Annotated in this window: 19 protein-coding genes and 1 other RNA gene; 11 read left to right on the top strand and 9 right to left on the bottom strand. The window is 62.8% G+C overall.

What is annotated here, in order from left to right; genetic code table 11:
• Positions 1-30 precede the first annotated feature (30 nt).
• A complete protein-coding gene (locus tag BA899_RS09720; protein WP_110882720.1) occupies positions 31-414 on the top strand; it encodes an outer membrane protein assembly factor BamE in 384 nt (127 codons plus the stop codon).
• On the opposite strand, the gene BA899_RS09715 is transcribed toward BA899_RS09720, so the two are convergent.
• Both BA899_RS09715 and BA899_RS09710 read right to left on the bottom strand, forming a co-directional pair.
• Positions 411-734, bottom strand: coding sequence for an RnfH family protein (locus BA899_RS09715; RefSeq protein WP_159300470.1), 324 nt, complete (start codon positions 732-734; stop codon positions 411-413). The genes BA899_RS09720 and BA899_RS09715 overlap by 4 nt on opposite strands.
• Entirely contained in the window at positions 724-1,158 is a 435-nt protein-coding gene (locus tag BA899_RS09710; protein WP_110882717.1) for a type II toxin-antitoxin system RatA family toxin, read from the bottom strand. Before BA899_RS09710 ends, BA899_RS09715 begins: the two co-directional genes overlap by 11 nt.
• Before the next feature lie 117 nt (positions 1,159-1,275).
• On the opposite strand from BA899_RS09710, the gene smpB reads away from it, so the two are divergent.
• From smpB to BA899_RS09690, 4 genes are all read left to right on the top strand, one after another.
• Positions 1,276-1,764 (top strand): SsrA-binding protein SmpB, encoded by a 489-nt coding sequence (smpB, locus tag BA899_RS09705; RefSeq protein ID WP_110882891.1) that lies wholly within the window; start codon positions 1,276-1,278, stop codon positions 1,762-1,764.
• A 55-nt stretch (positions 1,765-1,819) separates the two neighbouring features.
• Positions 1,820-2,177, top strand: a transfer-messenger RNA (tmRNA) gene (gene ssrA, locus BA899_RS09700).
• A gap of 89 nt (positions 2,178-2,266) precedes the next feature.
• A complete protein-coding gene (locus tag BA899_RS09695; protein ID WP_159300469.1) occupies positions 2,267-2,557 on the top strand; it encodes a nucleotidyltransferase family protein in 291 nt (96 codons plus the stop codon).
• Complete coding sequence (locus tag BA899_RS09690) at positions 2,550-2,891, top strand: DUF86 domain-containing protein (RefSeq protein WP_159300468.1); 342 nt, start codon at positions 2,550-2,552, stop codon at positions 2,889-2,891. The genes BA899_RS09695 and BA899_RS09690 overlap by 8 nt, the downstream gene beginning before the upstream one ends.
• 327 nt (positions 2,892-3,218) lie before the next feature.
• Here BA899_RS09690 and BA899_RS09685 read toward each other — a convergent pair whose 3' ends face one another.
• Both BA899_RS09685 and BA899_RS09680 read right to left on the bottom strand, forming a co-directional pair.
• Positions 3,219-3,908: a type 1 glutamine amidotransferase domain-containing protein gene (locus BA899_RS09685; protein WP_159300467.1), complete on the bottom strand. Its 690-nt coding sequence runs from the start codon at positions 3,906-3,908 to the stop codon at positions 3,219-3,221.
• A 73-nt stretch (positions 3,909-3,981) separates the two neighbouring features.
• On the bottom strand, positions 3,982-5,985 hold the full coding sequence (locus tag BA899_RS09680; RefSeq protein WP_159300466.1) for a diguanylate cyclase: 2,004 nt from the start codon (positions 5,983-5,985) through the stop codon (positions 3,982-3,984).
• 167 nt (positions 5,986-6,152) lie between these two features.
• On the opposite strand from BA899_RS09680, the gene BA899_RS09675 reads away from it, so the two are divergent.
• Positions 6,153-6,929, top strand: coding sequence for an SDR family NAD(P)-dependent oxidoreductase (locus BA899_RS09675; protein ID WP_159300465.1), 777 nt, complete (start codon positions 6,153-6,155; stop codon positions 6,927-6,929).
• 16 nt (positions 6,930-6,945) lie between these two features.
• On the opposite strand, the gene BA899_RS09670 is transcribed toward BA899_RS09675, so the two are convergent.
• Positions 6,946-7,422 carry a universal stress protein gene (locus BA899_RS09670; RefSeq protein ID WP_144348334.1) on the bottom strand — a complete coding sequence of 159 codons (477 nt, stop codon included), beginning with the start codon at positions 7,420-7,422 and terminating at the stop codon, positions 6,946-6,948.
• A gap of 161 nt (positions 7,423-7,583) precedes the next feature.
• Between BA899_RS09670 and BA899_RS09665 the strand changes: the two genes are divergently transcribed.
• Entirely contained in the window at positions 7,584-9,077 is a 1,494-nt protein-coding gene (locus BA899_RS09665; protein WP_144348335.1) for a SulP family inorganic anion transporter, read from the top strand.
• Here the strand turns inward: BA899_RS09665 and BA899_RS09660 are convergent.
• Together BA899_RS09660 and BA899_RS09655 are read right to left on the bottom strand one after the other, a co-directional pair.
• Positions 9,074-10,264 (bottom strand): NAD(P)-binding protein, encoded by a 1,191-nt coding sequence (locus BA899_RS09660; protein ID WP_159300464.1) that lies wholly within the window; start codon positions 10,262-10,264, stop codon positions 9,074-9,076. The genes BA899_RS09665 and BA899_RS09660 overlap by 4 nt on opposite strands.
• 2 nt (positions 10,265-10,266) lie before the next feature.
• Positions 10,267-11,586, bottom strand: a complete 1,320-nt coding sequence (locus tag BA899_RS09655; RefSeq protein WP_159300463.1) for an acetamidase/formamidase family protein — start codon at positions 11,584-11,586, stop codon at positions 10,267-10,269.
• A 195-nt stretch (positions 11,587-11,781) separates the two neighbouring features.
• On the opposite strand from BA899_RS09655, the gene BA899_RS09650 reads away from it, so the two are divergent.
• The 4 genes from BA899_RS09650 to cydB are packed head-to-tail and all read left to right on the top strand — an operon-like array spanning position 11,782 to position 14,918.
• Complete coding sequence (locus BA899_RS09650; protein WP_159300462.1) at positions 11,782-11,937, top strand: DUF5993 family protein; 156 nt, start codon at positions 11,782-11,784, stop codon at positions 11,935-11,937.
• Between the two features lie 10 nt (positions 11,938-11,947).
• Positions 11,948-12,499, top strand: a complete 552-nt coding sequence (locus tag BA899_RS09645) for a disulfide bond formation protein B (RefSeq protein ID WP_186295116.1) — start codon at positions 11,948-11,950, stop codon at positions 12,497-12,499.
• A gap of 11 nt (positions 12,500-12,510) precedes the next feature.
• Positions 12,511-13,893 (top strand): cytochrome ubiquinol oxidase subunit I, encoded by a 1,383-nt coding sequence (locus BA899_RS09640; RefSeq protein WP_159300461.1) that lies wholly within the window; start codon positions 12,511-12,513, stop codon positions 13,891-13,893.
• Positions 13,894-13,910: 17 nt separating this feature from the next.
• Positions 13,911-14,918, top strand: a complete 1,008-nt coding sequence (gene cydB, locus BA899_RS09635; RefSeq protein WP_148122744.1) for a cytochrome d ubiquinol oxidase subunit II — start codon at positions 13,911-13,913, stop codon at positions 14,916-14,918.
• Positions 14,919-14,926: 8 nt separating this feature from the next.
• On the opposite strand, the gene BA899_RS09630 is transcribed toward cydB, so the two are convergent.
• Both BA899_RS09630 and BA899_RS09625 read right to left on the bottom strand, forming a co-directional pair.
• On the bottom strand, positions 14,927-15,940 hold the full coding sequence (locus tag BA899_RS09630) for a 2-hydroxyacid dehydrogenase (RefSeq protein ID WP_198515264.1): 1,014 nt from the start codon (positions 15,938-15,940) through the stop codon (positions 14,927-14,929).
• Positions 15,937-16,287, bottom strand: coding sequence for a YajD family HNH nuclease (locus BA899_RS09625; protein WP_110882699.1), 351 nt, complete (start codon positions 16,285-16,287; stop codon positions 15,937-15,939). Before BA899_RS09625 ends, BA899_RS09630 begins: the two co-directional genes overlap by 4 nt.
• Positions 16,288-16,295 lie beyond the last annotated feature (8 nt).

Raw genomic sequence — 16,295 nt, 5'->3', positions numbered from 1 at the left:
AAAACCACTCAGGACGACGCTTTCTTTATAATGATTTCAGTATACACCGGCAAACGGATCGTCGCAGCCCTGCTCGTGTCAGCGGCGCTTGCGGGGTGTGCCAGCACCGTCGAGGAGCTGCCCATTCTCTATAAACCGGAGATCCGGCAGGGCACGCTCTTTGACGAGGCCGACGTGGACGAGTTGCGGGCGGGGATGACCCGCCGCCAGGTGCGCTTTGTCCTGGGCCCACCCACCATTGATGACCCGTTTACCGATGACCGCTGGGATTATGTCTATGAGGTGGAGCCACGCAGCGCCGATGTCGAGGCCGTCTCGCGCCGACTGACGCTGACCTTCGACGCCAACGGTCTGGCCACGGCCCGCGGCGATTTCGTTGACGCCGACCACCCACTGGCGGGAACGGCGCGCTAGCGCTTCTGGGCCTGGCGCTGCGCCCGGGCGCGATGACGCCGCTGGGCCTTGGGATCGATCTGCAGGGGGCGATAGACCTCGACGCGATCGCCCGGCGCCAGAGGGGTTTCGGGGCTGACCGGCTCTGCAAATATCCCGACGCCGGCCGCGTCAGTATCCAGATCCGGCATGTCGTCGAGCAGGCCCGTTTGCTCAACCGCCGCCCGTGCCGTGGTGCCAGCCTGTACGCGCAGGGCAATGAGCCATTGACGATCCGGTCGTGCATAGGCGACCTCGACATCGATCCAGTCGTCGGGCCCGTGGCGGTGGTCAGCGGCCATAGCGCTCGTCAGCCCGGTTGACGAACGAATCCACCAACGTCCCGGCGACCTGAGTGAATACCTTCCCGAAGGCCATGGCCAGCAGCCGGCTGGAGAACTCGAACTCGAGATCCACCGAAACCTTGCAGGCCCCCTCGCCCATGGGCTCGAAACGCCAGAACCCCTCGAGGTGGCGAAACGGCCCCTCGATGAGGCGGATCTCGATCATCTTGCCGGGCTGACGATGGTTGCGGGTGACGAACGACTTCTCGAATCCCGCCTTCGAGAAAAGCAGCTCACCGACCACCCGGTCTTCGGTGCGCTCGCGCTCGCGGCTGCGCTTTACCCACGGGAGATAGTCCTCGTAATGGGCTACGTCATCGACCAGATCGAACATCTGCTCGGCGGAATGCCGGACGATGGCGGAGCGGGAAACGGTGGTCATGCGCTGTGCTCGAGAGTTGCCGGTCAATAAGCGCCAGAGGATATCAGACTCCGCGCGGCAGCTCACCGCCGGCCCGGCGCATTGGATGCCACTGCCCGGCGCCGTTAGACTGTGTGGGTGAGTAAGAAATCAGGCAAAAAGAAACCCGGTGACGGCGGCTCGTCCATCGTCGTCAATCGAAGGGCGCGGTTCGAGTTCTTCATCGAAGAGCGCTTCGAGGCAGGGCTCGTGCTCGAAGGCTGGGAGGTCAAGAGCCTGCGGGCCGGACGCGCCAATCTGACCGAGGCGTATGTCTTCATCCGCAATGGCGAAGCCTATCTGATCGGCTGCAACCTGCCGCCGCTGCCAACCGCGTCCACGCACATCCACCCCGACCCCACCCGGACGCGCAAGCTGTTGCTGCACCAAAAGGAGCTGGCGAAGCTTGTCGGCGCGACCGAGCAGCGTGGATACACGGTGGTGCCGTTGGATATGCACTGGTCGCGTGGCCGCGCAAAGCTGACCATCGGGCTTGCGAAGGGCAAAAAACAGCATGACAAGCGCGCCGATAAGAAGGAACGCGACTGGCAGCGCGAGAAGGAACGCCTGCTCAAGCACCGCGTCTAGCCGCCGGCCCTTCCCCCGGAACTCCGCAACCGCTACCCTGTCTACTCACATATCTGGGGACGACATGGCTTCGACGAAGGTCGCAAAGCTCCAGGTGCATGCCGGGGATGTCACTCAACCTCGTTAAAAACGTGACAAAAAAGATAGTTGCCAACGACGACAACTTCGCTCTCGCGGCCTAAACACCCGTGAGCTGTCCACACTTGATCGCCTGTGGTTGGGTGTCGGACAGGCATATTACACAGGCTAGCCCCGCGGGGAGCCCGGACCCGCGCGGCGAAACCTGACGGGATCGCGGCAACCAGACCCTGGCCGTTGGGTCGGTGGCTGCTAAAACTAAAGACGGCGCTAAGCATGTAGACCCTGTAGTGGAGGTCCTTCGGACGCGGGTTCGATTCCCGCCGTCTCCACCAACACCTGAAACCCCGCTACGGCGGGGTTTTTTATTGGCGGCTGAGAGAGTGTTAGTTTGCGGTATCAAGACACCGTCTAAGGAAGAACAATGAACAAACACCGCGCACTCGAGCTATTGAAACAGAGCAAGCCTGAGCTCAAGGCTCGTTTCGGTGTCACTCGGCTCGCGCTTTTCGGATCAACCGCCCGAGACGCCACGAACGTCGGCAGCGATGTAGACGTACTGGTTGCCTTCGACGGTCCGGCCACCTCTAAACGGTACTTTGGCGTGCAGTTCTACCTGGAGGACCTCCTCGACTGCCCAGTCGACTTAGTGACAGAAAAGGCACTTCGCCCAGAGCTCCGTCCATTTGTTGAGCACGAGCGAGTCAATGTCTGAAGGCAGGCAACGTCAATGGCGTTTTTATCTGGACGACATGACTGAGTTCGCGGAGAAAGTACTCGCGTACACCGATGGGCTGGACCAAGGAAGTTTTGTAGCCAGCGGTATAACCTATGACGCAACATTAAGGAATCTCGAATTGATTGGGGAAGCCGCCAGGCATGTACCTCATGAAATTCGCACCGACCGCCCGCAAATCCCGTGGCGAATGATCATTGCCACTCGTAACCGCCTGATACATGGCTATCTGGGTATAGATCAAGACACCCTCTGGAGCATCATTCAAGATGACATTCCCGAGCTAGTGCGAGTCTTGAAGGATGCGAAGTAGGGACTCAAACAGTCTCCTTTGTCGCGTTATGTCAACGGCCGCCTGGATCGAGTCCTGAGCTGTTTATCTTGACTGTTTTGTTATGAAGGAAAGCTTAGGTGACTATCCGAAGCCCTTTTCACCGCTTTCGGCTCTTCCAGGTTCCGCCATACTGATACGAGTCGGGATGCATCGGCTTGATCGTTTTCAGACAGGCCCCGCAGACAAAAACCCAGTCGGAGCCTGCGCCGTAGCGACACCGGTAGAGGACATCCCCGGGGCGGTCACACTCGGCGCAGGTTTTCGTTCGTCGACGCATGGGCATCCCTCATCGCGCCTTCATGCCGCCTACCGCTTCCCGAGCCACTCCAGCAGCGCCTGTGCGGTCGGCGCGGAGGACGGCGGGTTCTGACCAGTGATCAGTTGTCCATCCACACGCACGTAGGGCGCGAAGTCATCCGCCTTGGCGTAGTCGGCTCCGCAGGCCTGCAGTGCGTCCTCCACCCGATGAGGCACGACGTCGGTCAGGCCCACCGCAGCTTCCTCGCCATTGGTGAAGCCCGTCACCTCGCGCCCCTTTACGAGCGGCTCACCCGCCTCGGTCCGGGCGCCAACCAGCACGATCGGTGCGTGGCAGACGCTCGCCACCGGCTTACCCTGGGTGATGAAGGTCTTGATCAGACGGATCGAGTCGGCATCTTCAGCCAGGTCCCACAGCGGGCCGTGGCCCCCGGGGTAGAACACGGCGTCAAAGTCATCGGCATTCATCTCACTGAGGCGATGCGTGCTGGCCAGTGCCGCCTGAGCCTCAGCGTCGGATTCGAAACGCCGCGTGGCCTCGGTATGACTCTCCTCGGCGTCGCTGGACGGATCCACCGGCGGCTGACCGCCCATGGGCGAGGCCAGCGTCAGGGAGACGCCCGCATCCTTGAGCACATAGTAAGGCGCGGCCAGTTCCTCGAGCCAGAAACCGGTTTTTTTCCCGGTGTCCCCCAGCTGATCGTGCGAGGTAAGGACGATTAACACGTTTTCAGACATCGATACTCCGTTGTCTTTGGTCAGATCGCCATGACGCTACACCTGCCCAGGGGCTTTTCATACAGCCGCGGCGTTAATCCGGTCGTGCCCCCTGTTGCACCGTCCGGTTACGGCCCGCCCGTTTGCCGGCGTACATACAGTCATCCACGCGTTTTAGGAGTGCTCGTAGCGTCTCGTGACTGTCACAATCAACGACGCCCAGACTAATGGTCACTGGTGTCGGCACACCGAGGTCAGCGCCTTCAACGCCGCATCGCAGGGCTTCTGCAACCATGTATCCACTGGCCTCATCCGTGGCGGGCAGCAGAACGAGAAACTCCTCCCCACCCCAGCGCGCAAGGGCATCAACCCGGCGGAGCCGCTGGTTGGCGAGCGCCACCAGCGTCTTCAGTACAGTATCCCCGGCATCATGACCGTACCGATCATTAACCCGCTTGAAATGATCCACGTCGAACAGAATCAGGCTGAACACCCCGCCATGCCGTTGAACGCGCTGCATCTCGGCGTTCAGAAGCTCTATCATCCGCCACCGGTTCCAGATCCCGGTCAGTTCATCGTGGGCCGCCCGGTATTCAAGGTGAGCCTCCGCTTCGCGCTGCCGCGTGATATCGACGCCTGAGGCGAGTATGCCGGTAACCTGACCGGTGGTGTCCCTGAACGGGGCGTTACGAAAAGCGATGACCCGTTTTTCGCCTTTCGCCGTCACAATGTGATTTTCATGGTATTCCGTTTGTTGGGTATCTCCTCGCCGCAACGCCGCGAAAACTCCCTCAAGGCGTGATTTTTCTTCCGCCGGCAGAAAGGCATCAAACCATCGTGTGCCAACGATCGCTTCACGCGGGAGGCCGATCAGCTCACAACCGTATTCATTGATTTCGGTGATCGCTCCGGTGATATCCATGAAAAGGATCATGACCGGCGCCGTATGGAAGTAAGCCTCCGTCTGATCGCGTGCCTGCTGAAGCGCCTTAATGGCAGCCTTTTTCTCAGAAATATCACGCACCATCATTTGAACAATCACATCATCACCCAGATCGATCCGGCTCAACTGGACTTCCGCCGGGAACACACGGCCCGTCGCCGTTTCGTGATACCACTCGAACAGCGACTGGCCGCAGTCAAGGGCATGTTGAGTCCAACGCTGCGTGGCGTCGGCGGAGGGTTCGCCATCAGGCTGGGTCGTGGGCGACAGGGCAGCAGGCGTCGCATAGCCGCGAAGGAACTGCCCGGAGTCATGGACTTCGAAGAGGGCCAGCGCCGCGGGATTGACGGCCATGAAATACCCCTCCGCGGCCATCAGCATCACCGCATCGCGGGAGGCCTCAAACACCGCGCAATAGATGGATGGATCCGCGTCGCACCTACGCCGGCCGTAAGCCTGGGCGCCCATGCGCTCAAAGCTCGCATGATCGACGTAGAAGCGCTCGATGTCATGGCCGATGATCTCGTCAGCCGATTGCCCCTGGATGGTCTCGAAGGCGGCGTCGATCCGCTGAATGCGCCGCTGATGATCGATAAAGGCGACGCCTCCCCGAGGGCGCCCGGCCTCTCGCTCGAGCGTATCGCGCGTTGCCGCGGTGGCCTGTTGCGGCCCTGGCGCTGCATCGCACGGCTCCAAGGATTGGGACACCCATACGGATGCAATCAGGGCCTGGAGTTTTTCCGTTTCATCCAGCAACGATTGCCGCGCCGCGAGAGATGAATTGACGTCGCTATAAATACAGACAAGGTAGTCACCCTCGCCGCCAGGTGCGCGGGTTGGCAGGACGCTACAGTCCACCTGATAGGCGATGCCGTCGCGACGCAGGCCCCAGACGACCGCAACACGACAGCTATCGGCGGATAAATTGGCCCTGAGGTTGTCGATCATCCCCCGCTCGCCCAGCGGCGCCGGTGGCATACCGGCGCGGGTCGCGATCAGCTGCTCAGACGGGCAGCCGATCAGACGCGCGAACGCCTCATTGACATCGCAGACCATCGGCCCGGGCGGTTCCGGCACGGCGTGGATGGTACACACGGGATATTCCGACTGCGCGATACAGCGACTCAATGAATCAGCCATGTCTGTGTCAGTCATACCCATCTTCCCTGAAAATTTCTGCTAAAGGCCATCCGTGTCGCCACACAATGGATTGATTGCCCGGATTTAACAATGCACTTGGATAACGGTGTTGATCCACCGCGGACCCGCCTTTTAGCCTGCATGCATTACGGTTTAATTCACCTCAATAGAGGAGAAGACCCATGGAACTGGAAGGAAAGACGGCACTGGTCACCGGCGGTGGGCGCGGAATCGGCGAAGGAATCGCCATCGCACTGGCAAAAGCCGGCGCCGACGTGATGATCGCGGACCTCGATGTCGAGATTGCCCGGGAAACCGCCATTCGGGTGGAGGAGACAGGCCGGCGCAGCGGCGCTTTCCAGGTCGACGTGTCCGACCCGGAATCGGTCAATGAGCTGATTGACAGCGTGGTCGCGCAGGCGGGACAGCTGGATATCGCCGTCAACAACGCCGGGGTTCTCAGCATTGGTTCGGTTGACGAACTCTCCATTGATGACTGGGACTGGATCATGAAGGTAAATGCGAAGGGCGTGTTCCTCTGCTCGCAGGCGGAACTCGCCGTCATGCGGCCGCGGCGCTTTGGTCGCATCATCAATGTGGCCTCGATCGCCGGCAAGGTCGGCTTCCCGGACCTGTCCCACTACACCGCGTCAAAGTTCGCCGTCATCGGTTTTACCAACGCGATCGCCAAGGAGGTCGCCGCCGAGGGTGTGACGGTGAATGCTCTGTGCCCGGGCATTGTCGGGACCGGCATGTGGCGCGGCGAGGACGGCCTTGCCGGCCGCTGGCGCCACGAAGGCGAAACCGAGGCCGAATCCTGGGAGCGCCACCAGAAGACATTGCTCCCGCAGGGTGAGGCCCAGACCCCTGAGGATATGGGCCAGCTCGCCGTCTATCTGGCGACCGCCCAGCATGTCACGGGGCAGGCGATGGCCGTCGACGGCGGCTTTTCGCTATAAAAGCCGCAGCCCCGCCTCAGGCGGGGTTGTCTCCCACCGGGGGCAGATGGCGTTTCTGCTCCTCGGCCAGATCCACATCGTGCACGACCAGAATCGGCTGATCAGCATGCCGGACGAGCCATTCCGTCGCCGAGCCGTGCAGGAATTGCTGAAACCCGGTCCGGCTGCGCGTGCCCATGGCAATCAGATCAGCCTTCCACTGTTTGGCCTGATCACTGATGGTCTCCGCCGGGTTGCCCACCGCAACGGCCTGCTCCTCATCATCGCGCTGCCAGGTCGCGAGCCTGCGACTGGCCTCATCCTCGGCCTTGCTGCGCTCATCCCGCGCGTGGGTCGGATTAATGACGGGATTGGCCGTCGCCGAGGCGATATCACTCGGATTGACCACATAGAGCAGGCGGATGACCGCGCCGGGGTGATAGGCCCGCGTGACCGCAAGCGCCCGCGCCGAAGCGGTTGTGAAGTTGACCGGTACCAGAATGCGCTGCTGCATGGCTCCTCAGCCTGTTGATCGATAAAGCTGCATGGTAACGGAAATATCGATGCACCAGGCATCATCGCCCATCGCCACTTGCCGCGGTGCAGCAACTGCCGTAGCTTACGCAGCCTCCCGCCCGCGGATGGCCTCACCGGCAGTATTAAGGAACGAGCGACTTGGTTGATCGAGCGACGAACTATTGGGCGACGCTTCGCCGCAGCTGGTTTTCGAACGTGCGCGGCGACCTTGTCGCCGGCATCGTCGTGGCCCTCGCACTGATTCCGGAGGCGATCGCCTTTTCGATCATCGCCGGCGTCGATCCTGCCGTCGGGCTTTACGCCTCGTTCTCAATGGCCGTGGTCATCGCGTTCACCGGTGGACGACCCGGCATGATATCGGCCGCCACCGGGGCCATGGCACTGGTCATGATCAACCTGGTCGCCGAGCACGGTGTCGAATACCTGTTTGCCGCGACAATACTCACGGGCGTGCTGCAGGTGGTCTTCGGTCGGCTGAGGCTCGCGCGGTACATGATGTTCATCCCGCGCACGGTCATGCAGGGGTTCGTCAACGCACTGGCCATCCTGATCTTCATGGCCCAGGTGCCGCATTTCGTCGGCCACGGTACACCCACCTATCTGATGGTGATCGGCGGACTCGCCATTCTGTATCTGTTCCCGTACATCAACCGGACCGTTCCCCCGGCGCTTGTCACCATCGTCACGCTCACCGGCGTGGCGTACTTCCTGGACATGCCCCTGAATACCGTCGGCGATATGGGTGAACTGCCGAGCGGGTTACCGGTATTCGGGATCCCCATGGTGCCGATGAACCTCGAGACCCTTCAGATCATCCTGCCGACCGCGCTGACCCTCACCATCGTCGGGCTGCTCGAGTCACTGCTCACCGCCTCGATCGTCGACGATCTCACCGACACACCAAGCAAGAAAAACCGCGAGTGCATCGGCCAGGGCATCGGCAACTGCGTCACCGGGCTGTTCGGCGGCATGGCGGCCTGTGCAATGATCGGTCAGTCGATCATCAACGTTAAGTCCGGCGGGCGCGGACGGCTCTCCAGTCTCGCTGCCGGGGTGTATCTGCTCTGTTTCATCGTTTTCTTCGGGGACCTGGTCTCGATGATCCCGATGCCGGCGTTGGTCTCAGTGATGATCATGGTGTCCATCGGCACCTTCGACTGGAGTACCTTTGGCATGCTCCGCAGAATGCCACGGACCGACGCCTTTGTGCTGATCGTCACCGTCGCCACCGTTGTCCTCACCCATGACCTCGCCAAGGGCGTGCTGGCCGGTGTCCTGCTGAGCGCGGTGTTCTTTGTGCGTAAGCTGGCCCGACAGATCACCGTCACCTGTACGGACAGCGACGATGGCCAACACCGTGTCTATCACGTCAACGGTGTGCTGTTTTTTGTGGCGGTGGACAACTTCCTCTCAGGGTTCGATTTTGCCGCCGACGTACCGCAGGTCACCATCGACCTCACCCACACGACCCTCTGGGACAGTTCCGCGGTCGGGGCGGTGGATCGTGTGGTCGGCAAGCTCCGTCGCAACGGCGCCGAGGTCGCGGTCCGTCACCCCGAGGGCCAGGGCGCCCTTCTCATGGACGCCATGGCCGCGTACGACGACCCCAAGGCAGGCGCCTCGCAGCACTAGCGCGAGCAAGTGCCGACCATCGCATCGGCGACTTCGACACCGGACACCAACGCCGACTCGCAGCTGCCCATTCGCGCGGCGGTGCGGACGTAATCCCCACAGAACGCCACACGGGCGTCGGGGCACACCGCCAGGGCCTGCGGCAGTGGCTCGCCCTGCGGAAAGGCATTCCCCCAGCGATGCAGCAGCGGGCCGAAGGCGTAGTCGGCGTTGCTGGCGGCCGGCAGACCGGGAATGCCATCAAGCGCGACGAGCATTTCCTCGATGATCGCGGCTTCCCGGGCAGTATCCGAGGACGCATCGCCCACCCGCGCGGCACTCGACGAGCTCCCGTGCACGCCTGCGTTGCCCGCGGCATAGTCGCCGGTGGAGTGCAGCACCACCGCACAGCGCGCCTCACCACAGGGCTGGATGGAGATTTTCGAGAGCACCGCGTGATCGGCGACCACTGCGTCCCTGAACGCCAGGCTCTGCCATTGGGCGGCGAGGTCGCCCGTGCAGTACAGCAGGACCGTCAGCACCGGCGCCGCCGTCTGCTGGGCCACCACCTCGAGGGCGTCGTTCAGCCGCGCATCCCCCAGGTCGGAGGCAGCCCCGACCAGCGGCGGCTCGCCGCCGAACGTCGCCGACCAGCGCGGATGGGCGATGCCACTGCCGGCCGCGATCAGCCAGTCGGCCCGTCCGATCTCCTCGCCGTTTTTATCCGACAGCACCCACGGATCGTCAGACGCCCGACCACGACTGAGGCCCCTGACGATGCTCGAGTAATGCGTCGTGACGGATGGGAGCAGACGGTTTTCGTCATCACGCAGCAGATCGCCGGCGATGTTCGCCATCTCGCCATCCCGGCCCGTGATCAGAGCCGTGCCGGGCTCCTGCCGGCGCGGCGCAACAGCGCCGGTCGGTCCATCCAGGGTGCATCGTGGCCCCGTGTAGGCCGTCGTGGCATCGCCCAGTGATGCCAGCAGCTCCCGTCCCGTGCGGGTTGAGATATCCGCGTAAGGGGCCCCATGGTTGATGCGCAGCTCGGGAATCGACCGCGTTCGACGGGTGGCGGCCCGGCCACCGGGGCCGCGACCGATTTCATACAGGCTGATCGGGCTGAAGGCATCGGGCCTGGTGAGGGCCAGCCGGCGCGCCACCGACGCGCCGGCGATGCCGTTACCGATAATGGCGACACTCGACATGTTCACTCCAGACCATACTGCTCGCGGGCATAGTCACCCAGACCCACCGAATCCAGTCGCGCCAGCGGCGCCAGAAAGGTGACCTGAATCACCCCGGGCGCCCGACCGATCTCGATGGCGCCGTTGACGGTGGCGCGGTTGCGCACCTCGGGCACGGACAGCCCGAGCAGCCGGGCCGCGCGTTCCAGCCCGTTATCGATGGCGTCGTTGAGGTTGGCGGCCGTGCCGATCACCGATATGGGTGCGGTCGGCTCAATGGGCCCAGTGCCCCAGCGGTTGGCGAGCCGCTTGCCCCTCGCCTTTTCATCGTCGCTGAATGGCCGGGCCATGGGCGGCAGGTCTTCAACCAGCGGAAAGAGGACCGGGCCATCGATGGGGTAGTCCTTCAGCACCTCCACCTGCAGAGTGACGCTTCCCGCCACGTCCATGGTGTGACCGGCGATTTCGCCATCGCCCTGTCCGGCATGCATGTCCCCCAGATAGAGCCCGCCCCCGTTGACCTTCACCGGCGCCACCAGGATCGCGCCGGCCCGCACCGCATCAATGTCGAGGTGGCCGTCGGTCTTGTGCTCGACCAGCTCCGCCTGGGTGATCGAGTAATCATGGGGCGCGCCCACCAGAAATGCGCCGAAATCGCCGGCGTTGTGACTGTCTGGCAGCGCCCGGGAGGGGCAGCTCCCAAGCTGGCCGAGGAATGGACGCATGCGGATGAGCGTCGCCGGCATGTCGGCCGGGGCGTAATGGAGCACGGAGTGCTGATGGCTGCCATCCGGTAGCGCCGCATAATGATCCGCATCGTGACCCACCGTTTCGGCGGCGGCCGGGGGCAGGGTCACGCCCACATGGCGGCTGTCATCAAAGGCGACGGTATAGCCATGGACGATCTCGAAGGGTTTTACCGGCTGATTGCAGGCATCACAGCGCACCGAGTCCTGTCCGATCCCCTCGATATGCGTCGCCGGCCAGAGGGTGTCGCACTGCGGACAGCGGGCGGCGACGTAGGGGTCACCCAGGCAGAACCCCTCGGGCGAACTGTCGTGGCCCGACGCGGTTGCCAGCGAGGTGACGGTGATGTCGCGGATGCGCACCACAAGCCCGTCTCCCACCCGGGCACCGACAACCTCGACGGGACGGGTGACCTCGTGCCCGCCCCGCAGGCTTGGCGTGATCATCGGGCCCCAGCAGCCGGGCGCCGTATTGGCGATGATGGTGCCACCATCCTCGACCGGACCGAGCATGCGGGCCTCGGGATCGATGACGCTGTTGGTGTACTCGTTCACGACGACACTGCGGTGTCCGGACGCTTTGACCTTGTCGAGCATGGCGACCTCTATTGTTTTGGAAGGGGATCGGTTCTGAGACTACCACCGCCCATCGTGGCTGTCGCGAGTGCTGACGGGCGGCGACCGCCGTCAGGATTTGTCAGTAAATTTCACCGTATTTTTCTGGCTTCGATGGGTACAAACGGGTATTACTAATCTGCGCCGTATTGAACATAAAAAAGGGGAATCGCATTCATGATGGTCCTGCCTTTTCTACTCGTTGCCATCGCGCTCGCGCTGGTCTTTTTCGACAAGCCCGCGCTGGCACACGCGACCTGGGGGGTCGGCCTGCTCTGGACGCTTTACCTGCTGAACGTCCATGCAACCGACAAGCTCAATCTCAACTTCTAGGGGTCGCGAAATGACAGAGTCACTCTCAAAAAACCTCAATGCCCTGGGATTGATCGCGATCACCATCGTGCTGGGGTTCGCATTCACCGATCAGCTAATCAACGATGATCTGCCCTGTCCGCTGTGCCTGCTGCAGCGCGCCGGGTTCGCCCTCGCGGGATTCGGCCTGGTCCTCAACCTGTTTCACGGGCAGCGGGCGCGGCACTATGGCCTCGTGATCCTGGGCGCACTCGCCGGATTCGCCGTCGCCGTCCGCCAGATCTTTCTGCACATCGCTCCCGGTACCGGCAGCTACGGTGATGCGTTCATCGGCCTGCACTTCTACACCTGGGCGGCGCTGCTGTTCGGCCTGATCGTGCTGGGATCGGCGGTGATGCTGCTCATCGATGGCGGATTCCGAACCACCAGCGAGCGGCGCAGCACCCACCCGACCGGGCTCGCATTGCTGGCATTCGGCCTGTTCAGCCTCATCGTCGTCGCCAATGCCGCATCGACCTTCGCCGAGTGCGAGCTGGGCCTGTGCGCCGATAATCCAACCCAGTACGAGCTGCTGGAGAACTAGGGCACCCGCGTATGGAACTCGATCCACTGATCCTGTCCCGGATCCAGTTTGCGTTCACGATGACGTTCCACATCATCTTCCCGTCCTTCACGATCGGGTTGGCGGCGTGGCTCGCGACGCTGGAGGGGCTGTCGCTCGCCACGTCGCGGCCGATCTATCGTGAACTGTTCGATTTCTGGCTCAGGATCTTTGTGATCGCCTTCGTCATGGGGGTCGTCTCCGGCATCGTCATGGCGTTCCAGTTCGGCACCAACTGGAGTGCCCTGTCCGCCCGCACCGGTCCCATTCAGGGCCCCCTGCTGGCGTACGAATCGTTTACCGCGTTCCTGCTCGAGGCGACGTTCTTCGGTGTCATGGTCTTCGGCCGTCAGCGTGTCTCGCGTGGCGTGTACTTCTTCTCGTGTCTGATGGTGGCGATCGGCACCACCGTGTCCTCGTTCTGGATACTCGCCAACAACACGTGGATGCAGGTACCGGTCGGCTACGCCATGCAGGGCAACCAGTTCGTGCCCACCGACTGGGGCGCCATATTTTCCAGCGAAGTCCTGTGGGTCCGCTTCCCGCACATGATTCTGGCCGCCTATCTGACCACCGCGTTCTGCGTGGCGGCGACCGGTGCCTGGTACACCCTGCGCCACCGACACGCCGAGGGGGCACGCGTCATGCTGCGGATGGGGCTGGGGTTGGCCGCGGTACTGATCCCCCTGCAGCTGGTGATCGGGCATCTGAACGGTGAATATGTCGAGGCCCATCAGCCGAGCAAGTTCACGGCCATCGAAGGCCGTTGGCAGACTGAACAACCCGCACGGCTGCTGCTCCTTGCCTGGCCGGATGAGGCCGCTGAGCGCAATGCCTTCGAGATCGGTGTGCCGGTCATGGGGAGTTTTTTCGACAGCCTGACCTTTGACTCGCGCGAGCCCGGCATTGTCACGGTGCCCGTCAATGAGCGTCCGCCGTTTCTCGTCCCCTTCTATGGATTCCGGATCATGGTCGGAATGGGGCTGGTGATGCTGTTCGTGTCGTGGTCAGGCGTCTGGCTGACGCGGCGGGCCCGCATGGACAAAGGGCGCGCACCGCCCCGGTGGTTCTTATGGGCGACGGCGATCAGCTTTCCGAGTGGTTTCATCGCGATCGTCGCGGGCTGGTTTACCGCCGAAATCGGGCGCCAGCCCTGGGTGGTGTTTGGCGCGCTGCGCACCGCCGACGCCGTGACGCCGTCGCTGACCACCAGCGCGGCCCTCACCTCCCTGCTTGTCTATGTGACGCTCTACTCGTTGATCTTCCCGGCCGGGACTTACTACATCTGGCGGGCGCTAAGGGCCGGCCCGGGGGCGGAAAAGATCACGGGCGATCCGGTTGACCGCGGTCTCATCGTCGAACCGGCGCGGGTGTAAGCGTGCCGTTGGATCTGATGCAGACCCTCGCGGCATTCAATCTAGTCCACTTCTGGGCACTGGTACTGGCATTCGCCATCCTCATCTACGGGCTGCTGGATGGCTTTGATCTGGGGGTGGGCATTCTCTTTGGGTTCAATGCCGATCCAGTCCAGCGTGATCAGATGATGCAGACCATTGAGCCGGTCTGGGATGGCAACGAGACCTGGCTCGTGGTGGTGGGAACGGTCCTTTTTGCGGCCTTCCCCGCGGCGTATGCGATCTTCCTCTCGGCGTTCTACCTGCCCGTCGTCATCCTGCTGGGCGCGCTCATACTCAGGGGCGTGTCCATGGAATTCCGTGGCCGCAGCGGGCGCCTGCGGGGACTCTGGAGCGGCTGTTTCAGTGGCGGCTCGCTGGTTGCCACCTTTGTGCAGGGGACGGCGATCGGCGCCCTGGTCGAGGGTATCGACATCAGCAACGGTGAGTACGCCGGCGGCGCCTGGGATTGGCTGTCGCCCTTCGCGCTGCTCGGCGGGTTCGGGCTTGTGGCGGGCTATGCGCTGTTGGGCGCCGGTTGGCTCGTCCTGAAGACCCGCGGCGGGCTGCGCGAATGGAGTTATCGGTGGCTGCCGCGACTCATGGTCCTCACCGTTGCCTGCGTACTGGCAAGCTTCATCTGGACCCTGATGGGATCGATGGACATCAGCCATCGCTGGGCCGACTCACCGGAGTGGGTGATGGTGCCGCTGGTGCTGGTCTTGTTGGGTGCGGGCGGCCTCGCATTGAGTGTGCGTCAGCGCCGGGACCGACTCGCCTACCCCATGGCCGCGATGATCTTCATCGCCGCCTTCTGCGCATTCATATTCAGCTTCTGGCCGTGGATCCTGCCCGGGGACCTGCGCTTCTATCAGGCGGCCGCGCCGCCGGCCTCCCTGCAGTTCCTTTTCTACGGCGCCGGGCTGGTGGTGTTACCCGTGGTGCTGATCTACACCGTCGGCGTGTACTGGATCTTTCGGGGTAAATCGCGACCCATTGACCCATAAAACGCCACTCACAAGCGTCGGGTCAGTTCGTTGTCGCAGACCTCGTCGCGGGAGACGGCGGCAACGTTCTGCAGCGTCACCTCGGCGATCTGGGTCATCGCCTCCTGGGTGAAGAAACCCTGATGGCCGGTGATGAGCACATTGGGGAATGTCAGCAGGCGCGAGAGCGTGTCGTCGGCGAGGATCTCGTCAGACAGATCGCGAAAGAAGACGTCACTCTCCTGCTCGTAGACATCCAGGGCCAGGTGGCCGACCTTCTTTGACTTGAGCGCGGCGATGACCGCCTCGGTGTCGACCAGCCCGCCGCGGCTGGTATTCACCAGCATCACACCATCGCGCATGCGCGCGATTGATTCGGCGTTGATCATGTAGTGGTTGGACTCGGTCAGCGGACAGTGGAGGCTGATGATGTCGGCCCGGGCATACAGATCGTCCAGCGCCACATACTGTCCACCCAGCGCCTTGAACGCCGGGTTTTCGTAGACATCGTAACCCAACAGCGCCACCCCCAGACCCGACAGCACGCGAGCGGTGGCCACGCCGATGCGGCCCGTTCCAATCAGCCCGACGGTGCGGCCGTTGAGGTTAAAACCCAGCAGCCCCTTGAGGTTGAAGTCGCCCTCGCGCACCCGGGCATAGGCCCGATGCGTGTTCCGGTTGAGCGTGAGGATCAGCGCAAGGGTATGCTCAGCGACCGCCTCCGGGGAGTAGGCCGGCACCGAGACCACCGCCAGCCCCAGGCGCTTGGCCTCGGGCAGATCGACGTGATTGAAACCCGCACAGCGCAGCGCCACCGTGCGCACGCCGGCGTCGGCGAGCGCCCGCAGACAGGCCGCATCCAGCGTGTCATTGACGAAGGCACAGATCACCTCGGCGCCGTCGGCGAGCCTTGCCGTGTCGGCATTCAGCGGTGCGTCGGTAAAGGCCAGATCAAAGCCGTGGGCGGTGTTGGCCGCCTCGAAAAAGGCCTGATCATATTTCTGCGCGCTGTAGAAGTAGATACGCGGCGTTGAATCCATCATTTATCCAACATTGACCTCAGATCGGCGAATGGCGAATGGGTGCCCGGGGGCGAACCCTGATCCGACTCGCCCGGCGCGTGATGCGCCTCGAGGGCACGCTGATGCTCATTGTCGTGGCAGTAGATGCACAACAGCTCCCAGTTGCTGCCGTCATCCGGGTTGTTGTGGTGGTCATGATCGCGGTGATGGACCGTGAGCTCGTGGACATTGGCCCGCGTAAACTCGCGCGTGCAGCGGCCGCACACCCACGGGAAGAGCTTGAGAGCCTTTTCCCGATACCCCCGCCTGCGCGCATCGGCCGCCCGGTTGGCATCGCCGACGATGCGATCGAGCTTTTCATGATCCATCGCTCGGA

The sequence above is a fragment of the Spiribacter sp. SSL99 genome (assembly GCF_009805925.1).
GTDB lineage: Bacteria > Pseudomonadota > Gammaproteobacteria > Nitrococcales > Nitrococcaceae > Spiribacter > Spiribacter roseus.
The sequence above is the reverse complement of the archived record's forward strand: the minus strand, read 5'-3'. Positions and strand labels throughout refer to the sequence as shown.

Excerpts from the sequence above, each read along its gene's own strand:
- BA899_RS09720 (WP_110882720.1), top strand. The coding sequence starts at position 31 with ATGATTTCAGTATACACCGGCAAACGGATCGTCGCAGCCCTGCTCGTG.
- BA899_RS09715 (WP_159300470.1), bottom strand. The coding sequence starts at position 734 with ATGGCCGCTGACCACCGCCACGGGCCCGACGACTGGATCGATGTCGAG.
- BA899_RS09710 (WP_110882717.1), bottom strand. The coding sequence starts at position 1,158 with ATGACCACCGTTTCCCGCTCCGCCATCGTCCGGCATTCCGCCGAGCAG.
- BA899_RS09695 (WP_159300469.1), top strand. The coding sequence starts at position 2,267 with ATGAACAAACACCGCGCACTCGAGCTATTGAAACAGAGCAAGCCTGAG.
- BA899_RS09690 (WP_159300468.1), top strand. The coding sequence starts at position 2,550 with ATGTCTGAAGGCAGGCAACGTCAATGGCGTTTTTATCTGGACGACATG.
- BA899_RS09685 (WP_159300467.1), bottom strand. The coding sequence starts at position 3,908 with ATGTCTGAAAACGTGTTAATCGTCCTTACCTCGCACGATCAGCTGGGG.
- BA899_RS09680 (WP_159300466.1), bottom strand. The coding sequence starts at position 5,985 with ATGACTGACACAGACATGGCTGATTCATTGAGTCGCTGTATCGCGCAG.
- BA899_RS09675 (WP_159300465.1), top strand. The coding sequence starts at position 6,153 with ATGGAACTGGAAGGAAAGACGGCACTGGTCACCGGCGGTGGGCGCGGA.
- BA899_RS09670 (WP_144348334.1), bottom strand. The coding sequence starts at position 7,422 with ATGCAGCAGCGCATTCTGGTACCGGTCAACTTCACAACCGCTTCGGCG.
- BA899_RS09660 (WP_159300464.1), bottom strand. The coding sequence starts at position 10,264 with ATGTCGAGTGTCGCCATTATCGGTAACGGCATCGCCGGCGCGTCGGTG.
- BA899_RS09655 (WP_159300463.1), bottom strand. The coding sequence starts at position 11,586 with ATGCTCGACAAGGTCAAAGCGTCCGGACACCGCAGTGTCGTCGTGAAC.
- BA899_RS09650 (WP_159300462.1), top strand. The coding sequence starts at position 11,782 with ATGATGGTCCTGCCTTTTCTACTCGTTGCCATCGCGCTCGCGCTGGTC.
- BA899_RS09645 (WP_186295116.1), top strand. The coding sequence starts at position 11,948 with ATGACAGAGTCACTCTCAAAAAACCTCAATGCCCTGGGATTGATCGCG.
- BA899_RS09640 (WP_159300461.1), top strand. The coding sequence starts at position 12,511 with ATGGAACTCGATCCACTGATCCTGTCCCGGATCCAGTTTGCGTTCACG.
- cydB (WP_148122744.1), top strand. The coding sequence starts at position 13,911 with ATGCAGACCCTCGCGGCATTCAATCTAGTCCACTTCTGGGCACTGGTA.
- BA899_RS09630 (WP_198515264.1), bottom strand. The coding sequence starts at position 15,940 with ATGATGGATTCAACGCCGCGTATCTACTTCTACAGCGCGCAGAAATAT.
- BA899_RS09625 (WP_110882699.1), bottom strand. The coding sequence starts at position 16,287 with ATGGATCATGAAAAGCTCGATCGCATCGTCGGCGATGCCAACCGGGCG.